Raw genomic sequence first — 18490 nt, 5'->3', positions numbered from 1 at the left:
CTGAGCGGAATTCCCGCCCTATGAAAAGGAACTTAGCCCTATCGCGGAACCGTACCTGGTGCAGGAGAGGGATCGCCTCGCGGGCGGAGACGCAGGGCCGGAACATGGCTGTCCTCCGGAATAAGGCCCAGCAGATCATCCTGCCGTGCCTGGCCCAGGGCGAGGCGATAGGTGGCAAGTCCGGAGAGCATTTGCTTCGTCCGTACAACGTCCCTGCTCAGCGGATGGTCGAGTAACCGGCGTTCAATCTTGTACTCGCCGCGGTGTATCCAATGCGGTGAGAAGTCCTTGTACGCATCTTCGGACTCGGCGACGGACCGCGATGCAACCCGAAAAACAGTTGCCCAGGGATTCCGGGCATTGGAGGCGAATACCGCGTCTCCGTGCTGCGCAGCAACATTCTTGCGCACGGCGTGGCCGAGATAGCGGTGGACCCGTCCCTCCCGCTGCTCAAAATCAACGGGATTGGACGGGACGTTCCAGTGCATCACCGAGTGTGACCACCAATGGAAATCAATACCCTCCTGGCCGACCGAAGTGGACGCCAGAACAAACGGCCAAAAGGGACTGTTGAACGACCTTCGGACTTCCGGCATACGGGCTGAATCGCCATCCTCTGAGCGGGAGTTGCTGTAGCGGACGGCGAAACGAACCCCCATTCGAAGATCATCATGTGAGCCGTCAGGATATTTCGCCCGCATGGGTGCGGGGCGCAGAGTGAGGGCGCCCCGGAGATCGTCAGCCAGCAGCATGAGCTGCTCGGCGGTGAGCTCACCCGGGGGCTGCTGACTCTGCAGCTGGAACACGTATTCATCCAGCACGGATTGCAGGTTCCCTGCCTCGCAATACCTGAGCACCCTCTGCCACGGTTCGCCCTCCGGGTACAACCGAACCAGAAGTTCAGCTACATCAAGCCGGTTGAACAGAGAACGGAGGCCGGAAACGCCGAGCAGGGCGGCTTTGTAGACATGACCCCCGTCCATTCCTTCGGGAGCTATCCGCAGCAGGGAGCGGTACATGCAGTTGGCGGGTGAATTAGCGGCCAGATCAGCAACCTCAGCATCCCACCCAAGGAAACCCCCCGCCGCGACCTCGAGCATTCGGTCAACGTGTTGGAGGTAGGCAGTGTCCTCCCGTCCGCCTTCGTCGTTCTTGCTGGGCTCAGCAGCGTCATCTAGACCAGCGGACCGCTCGATGCTCTCAGATGCCTCCCGAAACCGTCCCGACAGAGCATTCCTCTCGTACCATTCCTGAGGAAACCCACCGGGAACGCTGAAATACGACGCCCAGGCGCCCAGCCGCCCGGCATCGCCCGCCGGCACTCCAGTGACTATCTGACCTTCCGCGGCAGCACATTCCCTAAGCTCCTTGCCGGTCACCCGCCGGCCAGCTTTCCTCGCGGCCGACAGAGGATCGCCGGCAGCACTCAGAGCAACGTGGGGAACGAACAACGCCAACGTCGACATCCGCTGCGGCTCCCCGTCTTTGACCGCATAACGGAACCTGCCGCGGAACTTCCTTCGGGCTTCGGGAGAGTTTTCTCCGTGCTCGGACCCTTGGAGCGTTTCCCGCTCCGCCTCATAGGAAAGCAGAGTGGTAATTGCCGTGGGGGCGGCGTTCCAAGAGGTGAAGACCAGCTGTTTTGTTACGGCGGACTGCCCGGAGTAGGGTCCGGACGGTTCCAGATACGGGAGCGACGGCGGAATCCACAGCAGCTGCCACCAGTCCTGGCCCACAGTGTGGTCACGAACGGCGCGGAACTTCGCGCTGTCAGTCTCCAGCGGTTCGTAGCGGCGGTATTTGTCCGCATCGATTGTGGCCAGTTTGCTCAGTAGCGGATGCAGCTCTTCACGCTTCTGGACAGTCTCGCGACCAATCTTGTAGCCGGCCAGAAAGTGGGCGAAGTAAGGAATGGATTTCCAGTACTCCAGGACGTTGCCCGAACCTGCTGCCCGTGAGACCTCGGACAAGGACCGATAACTGGAGAGGTCCCCGGGCTTCACCTCCGTTGGTGCCATGTCGATGACCTTGAGCATGTCGTCCCTGCCCAGCTGGGGCCGCTCGGTCCGGGACATAAACCGGAGCAGAGAGCGTTCTATCCGGTCCGTCACGTTCTCATCAACGGGCTGACCGGTGAGCTGCCGGCGTCGTGTTTCGAAATCGGCTCTCAGGCTGCTCAAATAGCCTTCCTCGCCGCGGCTGAGGAAGTCCAACAGTTGAAGGAAGTCCGAGGAATGCTCATCCCCGTCGGTGTCAGCGGCCGCGGTGTGAGCCTTGTATGGAGTTGCGGAGAGCAGAAGCAGTTTCGCGCCGTCGTACTCCAGGAACTGGCGGGCCAATTCATTGGCCTCATCAACCAGGTCGTCGCTCGCGGGTGGCCGGAGCAGATCGCGGAAGCGCTGAAACTCGTCCAGGATGATCAGGTCCGGTTCCAGACAGTTCAGGCCCGCCCGCGCCAAGTCGGACCGCAAACCGCCGATGATGCTGTTCATGGACTTGTGCTGACCCTCCCGGTCAGCTGATTCATTGGATAGCTCACGCTTTATCGCCGGCAGGTTTCCGCTCGCAGACCCCAGAGTTCGAAACTCCTCCGCTATCTGAGGCGTGAATCCGTCGGGGTTCTTGGTCCTGCAACGGCCAAGCTGCCATTCGAACGAGCTGGTTCCGGCGGTAGCGCGCAGCAGTTCCACTGCGTGTGTCCTGTTCTGGGGAGTGATGACGTTGAGCTGTTCCAGGAGGAGAAACAGGACGGCACGTTCCGGCGCCTGTCCTGTGGCCTGAGTGACCTTGAACGAGGTGCCGGGAGTCAATGAGATGAAATTGACACGCTTGTTCATTCCTGGGGCGGGCTCACCCTGCAGCAAATCCAGCTGTCCCGGGAGCAGGGTGAGCCGCCCGGATTCGATGATATCCGGCTGCCCGGTAACGTTTAGCCGCGCCAGATTCTGTTTGGCCAGATCGGCGTTGGAACAGACGTAGACGACGTCGATGCGATCCACGGTTGACTCTGTCCGGTCCAGTTCAGCAATGGCTTTGGCGATGACGCCGCGGGCAACCATGCTTTTCCCTAGACCGGTTTCGTCTGCGACGAGAAACCGGTCGGCCGGCTCGGCGTCGCGGTAAAGCCGGTGAAAAACGTGGTCGACGGTGCGCCGCTGGAATCCGCGCAGGCTGTTCAGCGCCGGGAGCGGGTCAAAGACCATGGGACAGTTCCTTCATTTGCAGGGCCTCCACTGCGGCAGACCAAAGGGATTGAAGCTGCAGGACCTCTTCACTGTCCCCGTTCAGCTGCACCAAGCGTTGAATCACCGGCTCCAGATCGCTGAACACGGCCGGGGCATTGGGATTCTCCAGTGCGGTAATCAAAGCTTCGAAAAGTCCGGCTGATGACCCTGTCTCATATCCCGGGCGGAACTGCCAGGACAGGCCGGCAAGGCCTGAACCCGGTGGAACGTTTTCCGGCGACAGGAACAGGAGCAGGAACTGCCGCAGCTTGTCGGGATGGTCCAGCTGCCGGGCAATGACCTCGTCGAGGCGGCCCTCCGGATCGGTGCGCAGGACGCCCTGGACAACGGCCGTCGCTGACAGGCCGGACTCTTTGTCGGTGAGAGCCAGCACTACATAGGGAGTCACATCTGCCAGCGGCACCTGTCGAAAGCTGATTGAGCGGTCGGAAGCCCCCAGGACCTCGAAGACCGGTGTGCGAAGTGACACCAAGCGAATGGTGGCACTGAACTGGGGCGGAGGTGCCCAGTGATGCTCCAGACTGACCGCGTACCGTCCGGATGATTCAGGTCCCGGTTCCTCGAATGCATCAAGCATGAAGCTCCCGGCAGCAGCCTTTTGGAGTTCGGTCTCGAGCCGAAAACGAGTCTCGTCGTCGCGGCTAGGCTCCTTGCCTCCATCGCCTGCATAGTCAGTGAAGGGAACGTCTTTGAGGCTGTTCAGGATCTCGTCCACCCCGATTTTTGATTTGCGTCCCTTCATCTCGACCAGGAACTCAACGTTTTTGTTGAAACCAGCGTCGGTGGCATTGCTCGAGCCAAGGAGCACATGGGTTTGAAAACCGTAGTCACAGAAGTAAGCCTTGGCATGGATCCCGGTGAGGTCACCTGCCGAGTTGGGAACGCTGTCGTCGTTCATTTCAGGGGTGACGGTGTCGTCGAATGAACGGAAGCGGACGCGCTTGTTTCCGATAAGCTCCGGGGAGATCAGGTCGAGCTGATCCGCGCGGGAAAACACATGGGCTTCTCCCGTCCGGGCATCGGTGAAGCGACCTAGCAGGGTGTCGTCCAGGAACGGGGAGATGGCCAGCTTCTTGTAGCCGATGGTTTTCGCTGCCGTCGGGTCGGGATTCAGGCCGGTGGCGGTCTGCGGGTTGCGGAGGTAACTGACCAGGGACTCAGGCTCCGCCTCGGACTGAACACCGAGCGGACGGAAGGCCAGCGAGGAAATGTGCTCGGGTAACTCCCACTCAACGGTGGCGATTCGCTTGGCCAGAGTTGCAATTCGGTCTATCCGTGTCTGCTCCAGCTGCACGGAGGCCATGGGGCTGAGCGCTGTCAGGAACCGTGACAGGGCGGTGTTGCTGGGAATGGCGATGTCCGTTGGCGCACCATCGAGCCGGACCAGGAGATCCCAGCTGGTGTCCGGGGTGAGGTTGCGGCTGCTGCACAGGAACCGGTAGCGGCGTTCACCGTCGTCGTCGTTTTCAAACTCCAGCACCCAGATCTTCGGGTGAAAGAGACCGCCCCGCTTGGCGCTGACCTGGTGAACCATCGGCTCGAGCAGCGCCAGCAAATCCGAGGCATCCTGCGGGACCCGGATATTGCCCGCCTGGCAGAAGATGTCCACACGGTCCGCGACCTTGCGGAGCGCGGTGAGCACCGCGACCGAATTCGTGAACTGCTCCCCGGATCCGGACACAAAACTCAGGGGAACCGCCAGTGCGCTGGTCATGTCCAGGGTGAACGTGGTGCCTACAGCATGCACCAGCCGGAACCCGGCCGGCGGGCGCAGCTGCTGGGTGAGGGCCTGCCTGTTCCCGGCATCAAGCATGGGTGAGTTCCTGTCCACGGGCCAGCCCGTCGTGGATGTCACGGATGGTCCGCCGGACCTGAGTCCAGCGGAACGTGAGGGCCGAGACCCTGTCCTGCGGGGCCCAGCCGCGGAGGCGCTGATGGTTCCGGAACCGGGAGTTGGCTTTCTTCATCAGGCGCTCCCGGTCCTCGACGACCAGGCGGAGGGTGTGGTTGTCCGCGATGGGGGTCGAAAAGTCCTGAGCCGCAGCGGCAATGGTGCGGGCGAAGTCGAGGGTGCTTGCGCGGATAGCGGGATTGGCGGTCTGCACTCGCTCAAGGAAGGAAGCGGTGTCCCAGCTTTCGAGCAAGTGCCGGTTGGCACTCCGCTTCATCTCCCAGGTCTTCAGCAACTCCTCGGTCGGCTCCGTTGAGATGCCGCTGCCGGGAAGGGTCCTCGAAGCGAGGTCGGCCAGCGAGTGCTGATAGAGGATGTTGGCCCCGTTGTGTACGAAGGAGAACAGTTCAGCGTCGCGAAGCCATTGGGTGATGTGCGGGTCAGCAGTTCGGGCGGCCGGTTCCTCCCATGGACCGGTCGTGTTGTCCGCGAGCGGAACCGGCGACATCACCAGGTGCGCCAGCAGCGTTCCCCGACAGGATGCGAGCAGGCGTTCCTGAAGCCAGGATGATTCGGCGTGCGTGAGCACCAGGGCGTTCTCCTCGGTGTGAGGGAAGCCTTCGGGCGGCTTGGGTAAGGACGGGTCCCAGATCACCGTTGGTTCGCTGCCGTCCGTGCTGGAGCGTGCAGCACACATGGCCTCTGCGATTGCGGCGCGGTCAATGTCCGGATGCACTATCTCGTACCGCCGGAGCGCGGACCAATAGGCCGCTGACGGAAGCTGGCGGACCTTATTGCCGGCTGAGCTGCCGATGAACCCGGAGGTGGAAATTTCGCGAAACCTGTCAATTAGCGCCCGTTCTGACTTCTCTGCGCGGGACTTCAAAATTTCCGGTTGGGTTGTTCCGGCAGCCGCCGTCAGATAGGACCACGGTACGAGCAGGAGGTAGCGGGCTCCTGCGTGAAGCACTGACGTTCCCGGAAAGAGAGTGTTGCTGATGACATCTCGAATCTGGCCGATGCCTAGATCGTCGATAGTTTCCGGGGTGGAAAACAGTTTGACGAGCTCACGCATGCGGTTGTTCTCATCGGTGTTCGCGTCGAGCCAGGAAATATGGGAAGTCATTGTCCAAATCAGGTTAAATACGTCGAGTTGGCATCAGGCTACCTTGGACGTCGGCCCGTTCCCATATATCTGCGCTTCAACGTGTGTGTATGGGGGAGCCGAGATTCCCGTCACGGGGCTCTGGGCTGGTACAGCGTAAGGAGTGAAGCTCTTCTGGGCAGCGTGTTGCTCTCCGACGTTGCTCGAAGCTGCCTAAGCTGGACGCATGCCCCGCCCCGTCCTCACCATCTACGCCGGCTCCCGCCCCGTCGTCGGCCTCGACACCCTCCAGTCCCTCGCCGACGTCCGTGTCGTCACCACCCCCGCACACCTGCCCGCCGCCCTGCGCGGCGCCGAGATCCTCTACCTCTGGGACTACTTCGCCGATGGACTCCGCCAGACCTGGTCCGCCGCCGACGCGCTGCGCTGGATCCACGTCCCGGCCGCCGGCGTCGACATGCTGCTCTTCCCGGAACTGGCCGCCTCCGACGTCACCGTCACCAACGCCCGCGGCATCTTCGACCAGGCCATGGCCGAATACGCCCTCACCGGCATCCTGCACTTCACCAAGAACATCCCGCAGGCCCAGCGGAACCAGCAGGACCGCCGCTGGGAGTACTTCCGCACCGGCAACCTCGCCGGCACCCGCGCCCTGATCGCCGGCACCGGCAGCATCGGCCGGACCACCGCCCGGCTGCTGCGCGCCGTCGGCATCACCGCCGACGGGCTCGGCCGCACCGCCCGCCCCGGCGACGCCGACTTCGACGGCGCCGTCCATGCCAGCACCGACTTCGCCGCCGTGGCGGGGGAGTACGACTACATCGTCCTTGCCGCCCCGCTCACCGAGGCCACCCGCGGCATGCTCAGCGCCGAGGTGCTCGCCGCGATGCGCCCGACGGCGGTGCTGGTGAACATGGGCCGCGGCCAGCTCATGGACCAGGCCGCCCTCACCGACGCCCTGCGAAACAGAACCATCGCCGGCGCCGTCCTGGACGTCACGCACCCGGAGCCGCTGCCGGCGTCGGACCCGCTCTGGGACCTGGAGAACGTGCTGATCACCCCGCACCTGTCCGGCGACTCGCAGACCCACCTGCCCGCGATGGCCGCCCAGTTCGAGGACAACCTGCGCCGTTACCTCGCCGGACAGCCGCTTGTCAACGTGGTGGACAAGCGGCTCGGATTCGTGCCCTCGAGTAGCTAGCCCGCGTGATTTACGCAACCTCTTCCGGTTTAGCTTGTGGCGAAATCGAGGAGTAAATTACGAAATGTGAACACCAAGACCTTTCCCCGGCTGATGGCCGCCGGCCGCATCGGCCCGATGGAAACCCCCAACCGCATCGTCCTGCCGGCCATGGACATGAACGTCTCCGAGCACGGAGAGATCGAACAGACCGAGATCGACCACTACGTGGCGCGCGCCAAGGGCGGCGCCGGCCTGATCATCACCGGCGCCTGCGCCATCGCCTTCCCCTACGGCGCCGCGTCCATGAAGGAGCCGGGCCTGTCCGATGACAAGTACATCCCCGGCCTGAAGGCCCTCGCCGACGCCGTGCACGCCGCCGGCAGCAGGCTCTGCATCCAGTCCACCCACCACGGCAAGGTGGCCCGCGTCGACGTCGCCAACGACCGCCCCGTGCTCGCCCCCAACCAGCCGGACTACAGCTACGACATGTCCGCCCTGGCCGACAGCACCCGCGAGGAACTGGGCAAGATGGGCGCGGCCACCGCCGGCAAGCAGACCACCTACAAGGACATGACGGCCGAGGACATCGCCTGGCTGGTAAACACCTGGGCCGACGCCGCGGAACGCATCGCCAAGGCCGGCGCCGATGCGATCGAGATCCACGCCGCGCACGGCTACATCCTCGGCGTGTTCCTGAACCAGCGGGACAACCAGCGCACCGACGAATACGGCGGCCCGCTGGCCAACCGCGCCCGGCTGGCCTGCGAGGTCATCCGCGCCGTCAAGGACCGGGTCGGTGACCGGCTGGCGATCCTGGTCCGCGTCGCCGGACAGGAATACGGGCAGGACGGCGGGCTCACCCTCGAGGAGGCCATCGAAGCCTCGAAGCTGTTCGAGCAGGCCGGCGCGGACGCCATCCACGTCACCGGCTGGGGCCGGAACCCGTTCGATAACTTCACCGACGGCCCGCTGCCGAACAAGGTCGGCGCCTACCTGGACAACGCCGCCGCGATCAAGCAGGCCGTGAATGTCCCGGTGATCGCCGTCGGGCGCATGCTTCCGGAGATCTCCGAGAAGGCGCTGGCCGCCGGGCAGATCGACTTCGCCGCCATGGGCCGGCAGCTGCTGGCCGACCCGGAGCTGCCGAACAAGCTGCGCGAGGGCCGGTTCGCCGAGGTGCGGCCCTGCATCAACTGCTACCTGTGCGTGGCGGAGAACTTCTTCGACGACACCCCGTTCTGCGCCGTGAACCCGGCGCTCGGCAACGAGGCGCTGCTGCCGTTGAAGCCGGCGTCGGCCGCCAAGCACGTGGTCGTCGTCGGTGCCGGCCCGGCCGGGCTGGAATCGGCGCGGGTGCTCACTGAACGCGGGCACCGGGTGACTGTGCTGGACAAGTCCGACCGGCTCGGCGGCACCATGTGGTTCTCCACCATGACCACCCCGGATAACGAGCGGCTGCTGCGCTGGTTCAAGGCCGAAATCAAGCGGCTGCGGATCGCGGTGAAGCTGAACACCCCGGCCACCGTGGAGACCATCCGCGCGCTGAACCCGGACCACGTCATCGTGGCCACCGGCGCCGTGCGGCCCAAGCCGGACTTCCCGGGCGGGGACCTGCCCATCGTGCAGACCGGCGACACGCTGCGCGCCATGATGCTCGGCACCGCCACCGCCGAGGAGGCCGGCGCCGTGCTCAGCACCCTGGGCAAGCTCGGCCGGCTCTCCGGGGTCACCAAGAGCCCGGAATTCGTCCGCCAGTTCACCAAGTTCTGGCTGCCCATGGGCAAGGACGTGGTGGTGATCGGCGGCTCCCTGGTCGGCCTGGAGCTGGCCGAGTTCCTCGCCGAACGCGGCCGCCGCGTCACCCTGCTGCACGAAAAGCAGCAGCTGGGACTGCCGCTGGCCATGCCGCGGCGCTGGACCGCGGTCAAGGACGCCACCAGCCACGGCGTGGACATCCACCGCAACGCCACGATCACCCGCATCACGGAAAAGTCCGTGGAGTGGACGGTGGGGGAGCAGTCCTTCTCCGCCCCGGCCGCGATGGTGGTGTACGCGGACGGCACGACGTCGGCCGCGCCGCTGTCGGACGAGCTGCGGGAGGCGGGCATCAGCTGCGACGTCGTCGGCGACGCCGGCGCGGTGAACTACATCCACGGCGCCATCCACTCGTCGTGGAAGGTGACGACGGAGGTCTAACAGCCGACGCACGAGTCCGGGCCGTCCGCCGCTGGCGGGCGGCCCGACGTGCACCTCGCCTTGGAAGGCGCGAGTGCATACTCCACCGGTCACGTGCACCGCGGACGGATCGATACGCTCGGGCCGTGAGAACGTCTTCCCGGTCATCTTCGACACCCGCCGGTCCTTCGCGGCCAGCTGACCCAGCCTGCGGGCGGGGTTTGGGGGACTAAAGTACGACGGCGGAGAGAAGTGGCGGGCCCCCCCGAGCCGGTTCTGCCGCGCAGCGCCGGCGTGGGTGATCGCTCGGCAATAGACCGCGCTCCCGGTGGGGACACCGCAGATGTGTGACGGGTGTAACCTCTTACCTGCGACCCAGAAATGGGCGCGTTGGGGGATGGGGGATCCTGAATGCGCTTTAACGACGACGACGCCGATCAGCTCATTGCTGCCTGCCAGAAAGCGGCGGCAGCGTTGAGCGAGCAGCGCGGGCCACGGGCATCGACAACCGGGGAGGCGCTCGCGGAGTTCCGCGGTCCGTTCGCCGACCGGTATCGGGCGAACTCGGCCGCACAGCTGGCAGCCCGCAATGCCTTGGTCAATGCACTGGAGGATGTGGCCGAGCAGGTCCAGTTTGCCAAGAGCCAGGCCGAGCAGGCCCGCCAAGACCTGAAGGAGCAGCGGGCCAGGTCCCTGCAGAAGCTGCTGGAAGAGGGCTTCGTGTCCGCCGCCGCGGACTACCTGCGAGACCTGCTGCCCGGGTTTTCCCCTCCCGACGATCTGTCCGGGGCCGAGGTGCCCCGCCCTCAGGTCTCGTTTCCGCCGCTGGTCCTGCAACCCCACAACTGGGCTGCCGGCGCGGCGCCCGGCACCAGCTCCGCGGTACCCGAGGCCGTGAAGGCCGCCGCATCCCAGATCTACGACCAGGACGACGTCGCCGAGCTGGTCTGCCAGGACGTGGTCCAGGCGCTGAGCAGCTTCCAGAGCTCATGCTCCTGGGCCTCAACCGACGTCGGTACCTTCGCACCCGCGGTAAGCAAGTACAACCAGGATGACCGCAACGACGCCGACAAACTGTGGCAGATCGGGCAGGCCTTCAGCACCGCCGGGCAGGGCGGAGACCTGGCCGGCTCGGTGGAGCTGTCCTCCACGGCGCTGGCCTTGGCGATTTCCCCCAGCGCGGTGCGCGGCGAGGCCCTCCTGGAGTTCTTTGAAACGGCCACACCGGCGGACCTCGAAGTGGCGTCGAAAAACCCTGACTGGCTCACCCACCTGCCGTCGGTGTCCCCGGAACGCATCGCCGAGTGGTGGGCCGAGCTGCAGGCCTCGGGGAGCGCTGCCAACGGCTTCACGGCCCAGCAGCTGGTCCTGCTGGAATCGGCGCCCAAGGTCTTCGGGTCCCTCGACGGAGTGCCCGCGCTGGCCCGGGTGCATGCCAACAGCGTGGGTGCGGCTGGCGACATCGAGGCGGCGGAGGCGCTGCTCGCCCGATTGAAGGAGATCGGCGGCGATTCCGAGGCGCGGCAGAAAATGCTGGAGAGGGAGATCGACTATTTGAAGCGGGTGCAGGCCGGGGAGGTGCAGCTGTATCTGTACAACCGTGAAGAGTCACGGATCATCGAAATGCTCGGAACCCCGGGCCCGGATACGCAGCGCACGATCACGTACGTTCCCGGCACCTTCACCAGCATGAAAAGCTTTTACGACGGCGGAGCCCAGACCTTCCCTAACTACATGGTGGATGCGGCCCCGAACACCGTGGCTTTTGTCTACAAGGACGGCCTCGTTCCCGGGGAGAACCAGGAGGAAGGCGGGGAAGACTACCTGCGCCTCCTGGAAGCCAACGACCCACAGACGGGGTATGACGCCGGAAAGCAGCTGGCCGGCTTCCAGCAGGGGATGCTGACGGACCCGACCCTGCAGGGAACGGAGCAGATCGGCATCGGGCACAGCTGGGGCTACGTCAATCTCACCAGTTCCGAGATCCACGGAGCGGGCTATGACAAGTCCATCTCCCTGTCCGGGGCCGGGATGCACGAAGATTGGGACCCTGACAAGGACACCCGGTATTCGAATTACGTCTACGACAACGACATCCTCCTCCGGGGGCAGGGAACCGGATTGATCTGGGACGACAAAGTGCCCAGTAAGCACGATTCCTTCACGCATAACGAGTATTCAGTGCCGGAAGGATCAGACATCGGTACGTTTGATGCCCACTCGCTCCCCACATTAGACAGCAAGGACAATGCGAGACTGCTGGAAGACGTGCTCCGAGAGGTAACAAAGTGATTCGACGACGACTATGGAACGCAGGAGCGGTGGTGCTGCTGCTGGGCCTTGCCGGATGTGCGGGTGATTCAACACAGGCGCCGACGCCTACGAAGTCAATGGGAGAGGACGCAACCATGGAGACAGAGCTGACGTGGCAGGAAGCGAAGGCCCGTACACAGGCCGTGGAGCTGGAGATTGCCAATTCCTTCCCCAAAGATCAAGTGGCCGCCATCGATCAGGGGTCAACCGGTGTTCTCATGGGCTGCGGTCCTGAATCCGTGAACTGGAAAGGGGCAACCACGGTCACGCTGAATGAGGGGGTTGAGCCGGAGCCTCTGGTCAGGGAACTGGAAACAAAGTACCAAGGAAGCAGGTTCGACATCGAAACACGAACAGCTCCGGCGGGACACTATGAAGTCGGGTTGGTCGCTCCGAACAGCGCCGAAATCTATCTGGTCGCGGAAGGACTGGAACCCCATACGATTCGAATTGCGTCCGGCTCTGACTGCTTCCACTGGCCCGAGGGCGAGTACATGGGCGGAAAGTTCTAGAATCCTGTGCCATCGAGAGGCGGCGGGGTGATTCGGTGGCGAGCAAGGTGGCCGAGATCGACCAGGCAATGACCGGCCTTCTGATCAGGTGCAGCGACTCTTCGGTCAATTGGCACGGCGCGACCACCGTCACTTTGAGCGAGGGCACCGAGCCGGAGCCTCTCGTCCGGGAGGTGAAAGCGAAGTACCAGGACAGCCGGTTCGCCATTAAGGTGCGTGATCCTGCTCCGGCGGGACACTACGAAGTCCAGCTGCGCTCTCCTGACACCGCCGAAATGTACATCATCAAGCGGGGGCCGAAGACCCCTACGCCATTCGTACTGCTTCTGGCTCTGAATGCTTTCCGTGGCCTGAGGATGAATCTCAACGTGGGGATTTCTAAACTGCCGGTCTGTAGGGGGTGACGGGATGACTCAAGCCCGAGGAGTTGCGGCAGGTTTGGTGCTGCTGTTGGGCCTTGTTGGGTGTGCCAGTGCTGAGCCTGAGGCGTCCGCAGCGGACGAGTTGACGTGGCAGGAAGCCAAGGCCCGCACACAGGCCATGGAACTGGAAATCGCTGAATCGATTCCTCAGGACCAGGTGGCCGACGTCGCCCAGATGCCGACCGGCATGCTGATCGACTGCGGCGGGTCCACGGTTAATTGGAACGGGGTCACCACTGTCACTTTGACGGCTGGCACCGAGCCCGACCCGGTGGTCCGGGCCCTCGAGGAGAAGTACCGGGACAGCCGGTTCGATCTCAAGGTGCGTGACCCCGCCCCGGCCGGACACTTCGAAGTCCAGCTGCGCTCGCCGGACGCCGCCGAAAACTACATCATCGGTGCCGGGGTTGAGCCCCAAACCATCCGCATCGCGTCCGGTTCGGAGTGCTTCCCCTGGCCGGAGGACGCGTCCATTCGCGGCGAGTTCTAGGGCACTGTGCCCTTCTGCCCCTTGTTGCGGCGGTGCCCGGGCTAGAGTCGCTGGGTAGAACGGCAGCGACAAGACAGGCAGACGAAGTGCAGACAACGGACCACCCGCCCAAGACCCAGCCGTCTCCGGCCGCCGCCTGGTACTCCAGGCTCCTGCAGCCGGCCCTGGTGCTGGCGGTCCTGGTGGTGCTGGCCGGCCTCGACGCGGGGCTGGGACCGGCGGCCGTGCTCCTGCTGCTGACCGGCGTCGTCGGGGTCCCCGGGGCGATCTACAAGGGCACCAAGGGCTTCTTCCGCCGCCGGGGCATCCCGGACAGCCGGCGGGTGATCCTGGTGGCGGCGCTGATGCTGGCCGCCGTCGTCGCCTGCTTCCTCCTGCCCGCGCCGTCACCGGTGCCGGAGACGGTGGCCGGGCTGCTGATCGGCAACGTGGGCCTGGTCTTTTTCCGGCGCTGGCTCAACGTATCCGCGCATGTGTCGGTGCTGACGTTCGCCGTGCTCTGGGTGGCGGCGGCGTACGGGGCCGGCTGGCTCTGGCTGCTGGCGCTCTCACCGCTGATGATGCTCAGCCGGATCTCCCTCGGGGAACACACCGTGAAAGAGGCCCTCTCCGGAGCAGCCCTGGCCGTGGCCACGTTCTGCTGTTTCCTGGCCCTGACAGCTGCACGCTGACGCCCGGGGGATCCTCGCGGAAGACCGCCCCCGGCGCGTCACCGCAGCGGGCTGCGCCGCCGCGCACGCACGTCACAACTCGGAACAGCGAAGGCCTTTTCCTACGCTGATCCGATGAGCATGCCGCCCCCGCCTCACCTGCCCCACGTTCACGCTCCCGGCCAGCGCGCACAGCCACCCGCGCCCGCGTCCCCGGCGGATCCGGGCCGGGCCGCGAGAGCGGGTCTGCGCCTGATGATCAGCGCCGCCGCCGGGTCCCTGCTGGCCTCCGCCGTCGCGGGCACGATCGTCAGCACCTGGGACCTGTCCAGCAGCCCGGCCAATCCCAACCCGCTCACCGGCCTCGCCTACGGGCTGCTGGGCACCCAGCTGCTCTGGGGAGCCCTGGGGATCACGGCGTTCGTCCTGGGCATTGTCGCCGCCCAGCGGCCGGCCGGCCGCCGGCACGGCCTCACCGCGATCGTCGGTGCCGTCGTCGCCCCGCTGCTCTCGCTGCTGATTTTCTTCACGGTCGCGTTCATCATCGGCTGGACCCGGTAGTCGCCGCGGCCTGCCGACCCCGCATCCGGGGGAGCAGGCAGCACCGCGCCGGGTTGCTAGACCTTCTGCCGGCGCCGGTTCCGTGCGGCCTTGTTGATGCTGGTCTTGCCGCTGCGCACAGCCGGCGGGGACGGCGCCGGTACGGCCGCCACCGGCACGGGCGGCGGCATCAGCGCGGATTCCGTGACGGCAGGCGCAGCAGCGGTCACCGGCGCGGCGGGCACGACGACGGCGGGGGCCGCCGCCGGCTGCTTCGCCTTTTCGATGGGGCCGGTGGGGGCTGCGGTGGCCGCGGGTACCGGGGTCTGCGGCAGCCAGCGGGCGGCGTCGTCGGCTGCGGCGCGGTCCTCCCGCCGCCGTCGCCCGATCAGGGCGCGGCGGGCGGGGCCGGGCGACACCGGCGCACGGTGCCGCGGCTGTCCCGGAACCTTCGCCTGCCCGGCGCGGGCAGGGCCGGTCATCTCCCCGGTCCGGGCCGCCTCGCCGGCGCCGGCCGGTGCCGCCACCGGTTCCGTACGGATGGTGCCCAAGTCCGCCGCACCTGTGTCGCGGCCGGTTCGGGCGGTGCCGGCGTCGGACGCCGCCCGCCGTCGGGCGAGCTGCTCGGCCACCCGGGCTGCGGCCGCCTCCCGTTCGGCGGCGCGGGCATCGCCGCGTTGGCCCGGGGCCAGGTACTCCAGGTCCTCGCGCAGGCTGCACAGCCGGCGCAGACCGGTATGCAGCTCCAGGCGCAATCCCGGCAGCCGGGCCGCGTAGCTGCCCGGTGCGGCGGAGACCTCCTGCAGGTACCGGGCGCAGGCGGCCTCCATCTCCACCAGCACGGCCGCGACCTTTACCGAGCCGGGCCGCAGCTCGGCCAGCGCCTCGCGCACCTGCCCGCGGACGTCGGCGACCGCGGAGCGGCAGCGCACCGGATCGTGCACCGGGCCCACGGTGCCGGGCCCGCCGGCCGCCAGCGCCCGTTTCAGGTGCAGCTGGGTGACCAGCTCGCGCAGGGCGCTGAGCTCCCGCCGGCGCTGCCACAGCAGGCACCCGGCCCAGCCCGCGGCCGTGCCGCCGACGGCCAGCGCCGCCGCCAGCAATACGGGCAGGATCCACTCCAACCAGTCCAAATTCATCCCAGTACCCTTCCCAGCACGCACTGTCGGACTCAGGGGCCGGCGCACCGGCGCCGGACGGGCGGCACACTACGAGTCCCGGCCCGCCGGCGCCAGCGCAACTACTTGGAAAACCGGTGACGAACCACAAACCGCGGGCTTCCGCTGCGTAGGGCGGATTCGGCGCCCGGGGCCGGGTCTGCAAGGATAAAGGCAAGGCTACTGATGAATTGGAGGATGCCATGCAGAACGAAATCCACGAGCACCCGGCCGAAACCCCTGCAGACCACACCCCCGAGGACGCGCCCGCGCAGACCGCTCCGGCCGCCCGGCCGGAGAGCATCCGCAGCAGCCAGGACGGCCCGCTGATGAACATTCCCGCCGCCGACGTGGTCGACGCCGGCGCCTCCGCCGCCCCGGCCGCCAAGGTCGACCCGGCCGAGGTCGCGGTCCTCGCGCAGGCCGAGGACCCCGGTGTCTCCTCCCGCCGGCTGCGCGAGCTGGCCATGGAGCATCCGCACGCCCGACCGGCGATTGCCGCGAACCCGGCCGCCAGCACCGACCTGCTCACCTGGCTGCACGGCCTCGGCGACCCGGCGGTCGACGCCGCGCTGGCCCGCCGCAGCACCGCCGGCTAGGGCCGCCGGACCGGGGGAGGGGGCTGAAACACAACAGGCAGCGGGGGCCGGGCGGGCTGATGGAGATCCGCCCGGCCCCTCGTCGTCCCCTCCGCGCCACTAAGACCGGCAACGTCTCAATACGGCGAATTTGAGTATTTCCCCCACATAGTTCCTCCGCCTAGGGTGAGATTCACGGCACATTCCCGCCGGATCGACGAAAGGCGGAGATGGAAACACGGTACCTGCGGTATTTCGTGGCCGTGGCGGAGGAAAAGCACTTCGGCCGCGCGGCCCAGCGCCTGCACATGGCCCAGCCTCCGCTCTCGCAGCAGATCAAGCAGCTCGAGGAACAGCTGAAGACCCAGCTGCTGGTCCGCACCACCCGCAAAGTGGAACTCACACCCGCCGGCGAGCTGCTCCTGGACCGTGCCCGCGGCATCCTTGCCGACCTCGACCAAGTGGCCCAGGATGTGCAGCTGGTCGGCCAGGGCGCCAGCGGCGTGGTCCGGATCGGGGTGGCCGGATCCACCATGTACCGGCTGATGCCCCGGATCGTCGAAGCGGCCCGGACCCGGATGCCGGGGCTGCGGCTGAACGTCCACGGTGAAATGCTCACCCCGCAGATGGAACGGGCGCTGGAGGAGAACCGCATCGATGTGGCCCTGCTGCGCCCGCCGGTGCGCTCGGAGGCATTGGACCTGCTGCGCCTGGGCCAGGACGAACTGGTCCTTGCCCTGCCCGAGCAGCACCCGCTCGCGGTCCGTGACGAACTGAGGCTGGCCGATCTCGCCGGCCAGCCCTTCATCTCCTATCCCGCCGAATCCGCGGTCAGCGGCATTTTCCTCGACGCCGCCAGATCCGCCGGTTTCCGTCCCGACATCGTCCAGGAGGCCCGCGAAACCTCCACACTGCTCTCCTTCGTGGCGGCCGGAATGGGCATCGCACTGGTGCCCACCCCGCGCAGCACCTTCGGGCTGCAGGGCATTGTCTTCCGCGCCCTGACAGACGCCCCCGAAGTCGACCTCGCCCTGGCCTCCCGCAAAGGCGATGCCCGCCCGCTGATCGCGAACTTCCTCTCCCTTTTCGACGCCCAGACCCTGACCCCGTCAGAAGGAACCACCCCGTGAAAATCGAGCGGATCGAAGCGATCCCCTATGCCATCCCGTACACCCACCCGCTGAAGTTCGCCAGCGGCGAGGTCGCCACCGCGGACCACGTCCTGGTCCGTGTGTACACCGACGACGGCGTGGTCGGCATCGCCGACGCCCCGCCCCGCCCGTACACCTACGGCGAGACGCAGGCGTCCATCACCGCCGTCATCGACCAGGTTTTCGCCCCGCAGCTGCTCGGCCTGGACATCATGGACCGGGAGCGGATCCACGCCGTGCTGCGCAGGACCATCAACAACCAGGTGGCCAAGGGCGCGCTGGATATCGCCGTCTGGGACGCCATCGGCCAGGCCGTCGGGGAGCCGGTGCACCGGCTGCTCGGCGGCTGGACGGACCGGATGCGGGTCAGCCACATGCTCGGCTTCCGGCCTGCAGCGGAACTGCTGGAGGAAGCCCTGCGCTTCGGCGAGCTGTACGGGATCACCACCTTCAAGCTCAAGGTGGGCCGCCGCCCGCTCGCCCTGGATGTGGAAGCCTGCCGGGTGCTGCGCGAAGGGCTCGGCGACGATGTCGAAATCTACCTGGACGCCAACCGTGGCTGGACCGCCAACGAGGCCCTGGAGGTGCTGCGGCGCACCGAGGGCCTCGGCCTGACCCTGCTTGAAGAACCCTGCGACGCCAAGGAAGTGCTCAGCCGGCGCCGGCTGGTGGAGAAATCGCCGATCCCGGTGGTCGGTGACGAATCCGTGCCTACAGCCGGTGACGTGTCGCGGGAGCTGCTCTCGGGCGGCTGCAACGCCATCTGCATCAAGACCGCCCGCTCCGGCTTCACCGAGGCCACGGAAATCCTCGGGCTCTGCACCGGGCTCGGCGTCGATGTGACCATGGGCAACCAGATCGACACCCAGATCGGCTCCCTCGCCACGGTCACCTTCGGGGCCGCCCATGAGGCGACCAGCCGGCGGGCGGGAGAACTCTCCAACTTCCTCGACATGGCCGATGACCTGCTCGCCGAACCGCTGCGCATCGTGGACGGCACCATCGCCGTCCGTGACGCCCCCGGCGTCGGCGCCGCCGTGGACGAGGACAAGCTCGCCGCCTACCGCCTGAACTGACC

At 66.3% G+C, this 18490-nt stretch carries 15 protein-coding genes; 11 read left to right on the top strand and 4 right to left on the bottom strand.

Annotated elements, in window-relative coordinates; translation table 11 throughout:
- Positions 1-38: 38 nt before the first annotated feature.
- From AC5RV6_RS14190 to AC5RV6_RS14180, 3 genes are read right to left on the bottom strand one after another with little or no spacing between them, the layout of a single operon-like run.
- Positions 39-3203 carry a helicase-related protein gene (locus AC5RV6_RS14190; protein WP_494007970.1) on the bottom strand — a complete coding sequence of 1055 codons (3165 nt, stop codon included), beginning with the start codon at positions 3201-3203 and terminating at the stop codon, positions 39-41.
- Complete coding sequence (locus AC5RV6_RS14185) at positions 3193-5058, bottom strand: phospholipase D family protein (protein ID WP_494007969.1); 1866 nt, start codon at positions 5056-5058, stop codon at positions 3193-3195. The genes AC5RV6_RS14190 and AC5RV6_RS14185 overlap by 11 nt, the downstream gene beginning before the upstream one ends.
- Complete coding sequence (locus tag AC5RV6_RS14180; protein WP_494007968.1) at positions 5051-6262, bottom strand: DUF6361 family protein; 1212 nt, start codon at positions 6260-6262, stop codon at positions 5051-5053. Before AC5RV6_RS14180 ends, AC5RV6_RS14185 begins: the two co-directional genes overlap by 8 nt.
- A 205-nt stretch (positions 6263-6467) precedes the next feature.
- On the opposite strand from AC5RV6_RS14180, the gene AC5RV6_RS14175 reads away from it, so the two are divergent.
- The 8 genes from AC5RV6_RS14175 (at position 6468) to AC5RV6_RS14140 (ending at position 14547) form a co-directional block, all read left to right on the top strand.
- Entirely contained in the window at positions 6468-7442 is a 975-nt protein-coding gene (locus AC5RV6_RS14175) for a D-2-hydroxyacid dehydrogenase (protein ID WP_494007967.1), read from the top strand.
- 66 nt (positions 7443-7508) lie between these two features.
- A complete protein-coding gene (locus tag AC5RV6_RS14170; RefSeq protein WP_494007966.1) occupies positions 7509-9620 on the top strand; it encodes an FAD-dependent oxidoreductase in 2112 nt (703 codons plus the stop codon).
- Positions 9621-10010: 390 nt separating this feature from the next.
- The gene (locus tag AC5RV6_RS14165; protein WP_494007965.1) at positions 10011-11891 is read left to right on the top strand and encodes a hypothetical protein; all 1881 of its coding nucleotides are present in this window, start codon (positions 10011-10013) and stop codon (positions 11889-11891) included.
- A gap of 116 nt (positions 11892-12007) precedes the next feature.
- Positions 12008-12424: a hypothetical protein gene (locus AC5RV6_RS14160; RefSeq protein WP_494007964.1), complete on the top strand. Its 417-nt coding sequence runs from the start codon at positions 12008-12010 to the stop codon at positions 12422-12424.
- A gap of 47 nt (positions 12425-12471) precedes the next feature.
- Positions 12472-12828 (top strand): hypothetical protein, encoded by a 357-nt coding sequence (locus AC5RV6_RS14155; RefSeq protein ID WP_494007963.1) that lies wholly within the window; start codon positions 12472-12474, stop codon positions 12826-12828.
- Positions 12829-12928: 100 nt separating this feature from the next.
- Complete coding sequence (locus AC5RV6_RS14150; RefSeq protein ID WP_494007962.1) at positions 12929-13336, top strand: hypothetical protein; 408 nt, start codon at positions 12929-12931, stop codon at positions 13334-13336.
- 86 nt (positions 13337-13422) lie between these two features.
- Complete coding sequence (locus AC5RV6_RS14145) at positions 13423-14007, top strand: hypothetical protein (RefSeq protein ID WP_494007961.1); 585 nt, start codon at positions 13423-13425, stop codon at positions 14005-14007.
- Between the two features lie 234 nt (positions 14008-14241).
- Positions 14242-14547, top strand: coding sequence for a hypothetical protein (locus AC5RV6_RS14140; protein ID WP_494007960.1), 306 nt, complete (start codon positions 14242-14244; stop codon positions 14545-14547).
- A gap of 56 nt (positions 14548-14603) precedes the next feature.
- Here AC5RV6_RS14140 and AC5RV6_RS14135 read toward each other — a convergent pair whose 3' ends face one another.
- The gene (locus tag AC5RV6_RS14135) at positions 14604-15665 is read right to left on the bottom strand and encodes a hypothetical protein (RefSeq protein WP_494007959.1); all 1062 of its coding nucleotides are present in this window, start codon (positions 15663-15665) and stop codon (positions 14604-14606) included.
- A gap of 221 nt (positions 15666-15886) precedes the next feature.
- Between AC5RV6_RS14135 and AC5RV6_RS14130 the strand changes: the two genes are divergently transcribed.
- The 3 genes from AC5RV6_RS14130 to AC5RV6_RS14120 all read left to right on the top strand — a co-directional run bounded on the left by AC5RV6_RS14130 (position 15887) and on the right by AC5RV6_RS14120 (position 18488).
- Complete coding sequence (locus tag AC5RV6_RS14130; protein ID WP_494007958.1) at positions 15887-16282, top strand: variant leucine-rich repeat-containing protein; 396 nt, start codon at positions 15887-15889, stop codon at positions 16280-16282.
- Positions 16283-16491: 209 nt separating this feature from the next.
- Positions 16492-17391, top strand: a complete 900-nt coding sequence (locus AC5RV6_RS14125; protein WP_494007957.1) for a LysR substrate-binding domain-containing protein — start codon at positions 16492-16494, stop codon at positions 17389-17391.
- Entirely contained in the window at positions 17388-18488 is a 1101-nt protein-coding gene (locus tag AC5RV6_RS14120) for a mandelate racemase/muconate lactonizing enzyme family protein (RefSeq protein ID WP_494007956.1), read from the top strand. Before AC5RV6_RS14125 ends, AC5RV6_RS14120 begins: the two co-directional genes overlap by 4 nt.
- Positions 18489-18490 lie beyond the last annotated feature (2 nt).

The organism is Arthrobacter saudimassiliensis (assembly GCF_059090665.1).
The sequence above is the reverse complement of the archived record's forward strand: the minus strand, read 5'-3'. Positions and strand labels throughout refer to the sequence as shown.

Coding starts and splice junctions, on each gene's coding strand:
- AC5RV6_RS14190 (WP_494007970.1), bottom strand. CDS start 3,203: ATGGTCTTTGACCCGCTCCCGGCGCTGAACAGCCTGCGCGGATTCCAG.
- AC5RV6_RS14135 (WP_494007959.1), bottom strand. CDS start 15,665: ATGAATTTGGACTGGTTGGAGTGGATCCTGCCCGTATTGCTGGCGGCG.
- AC5RV6_RS14160 (WP_494007964.1), top strand. CDS start 12,008: ATGGAGACAGAGCTGACGTGGCAGGAAGCGAAGGCCCGTACACAGGCC.
- AC5RV6_RS14140 (WP_494007960.1), top strand. CDS start 14,242: ATGATCAGCGCCGCCGCCGGGTCCCTGCTGGCCTCCGCCGTCGCGGGC.
- AC5RV6_RS14125 (WP_494007957.1), top strand. CDS start 16,492: ATGGAAACACGGTACCTGCGGTATTTCGTGGCCGTGGCGGAGGAAAAG.
- AC5RV6_RS14165 (WP_494007965.1), top strand. CDS start 10,011: ATGCGCTTTAACGACGACGACGCCGATCAGCTCATTGCTGCCTGCCAG.
- AC5RV6_RS14130 (WP_494007958.1), top strand. CDS start 15,887: ATGCAGAACGAAATCCACGAGCACCCGGCCGAAACCCCTGCAGACCAC.
- AC5RV6_RS14180 (WP_494007968.1), bottom strand. CDS start 6,262: ATGACTTCCCATATTTCCTGGCTCGACGCGAACACCGATGAGAACAAC.
- AC5RV6_RS14175 (WP_494007967.1), top strand. CDS start 6,468: ATGCCCCGCCCCGTCCTCACCATCTACGCCGGCTCCCGCCCCGTCGTC.
- AC5RV6_RS14185 (WP_494007969.1), bottom strand. CDS start 5,058: ATGCTTGATGCCGGGAACAGGCAGGCCCTCACCCAGCAGCTGCGCCCG.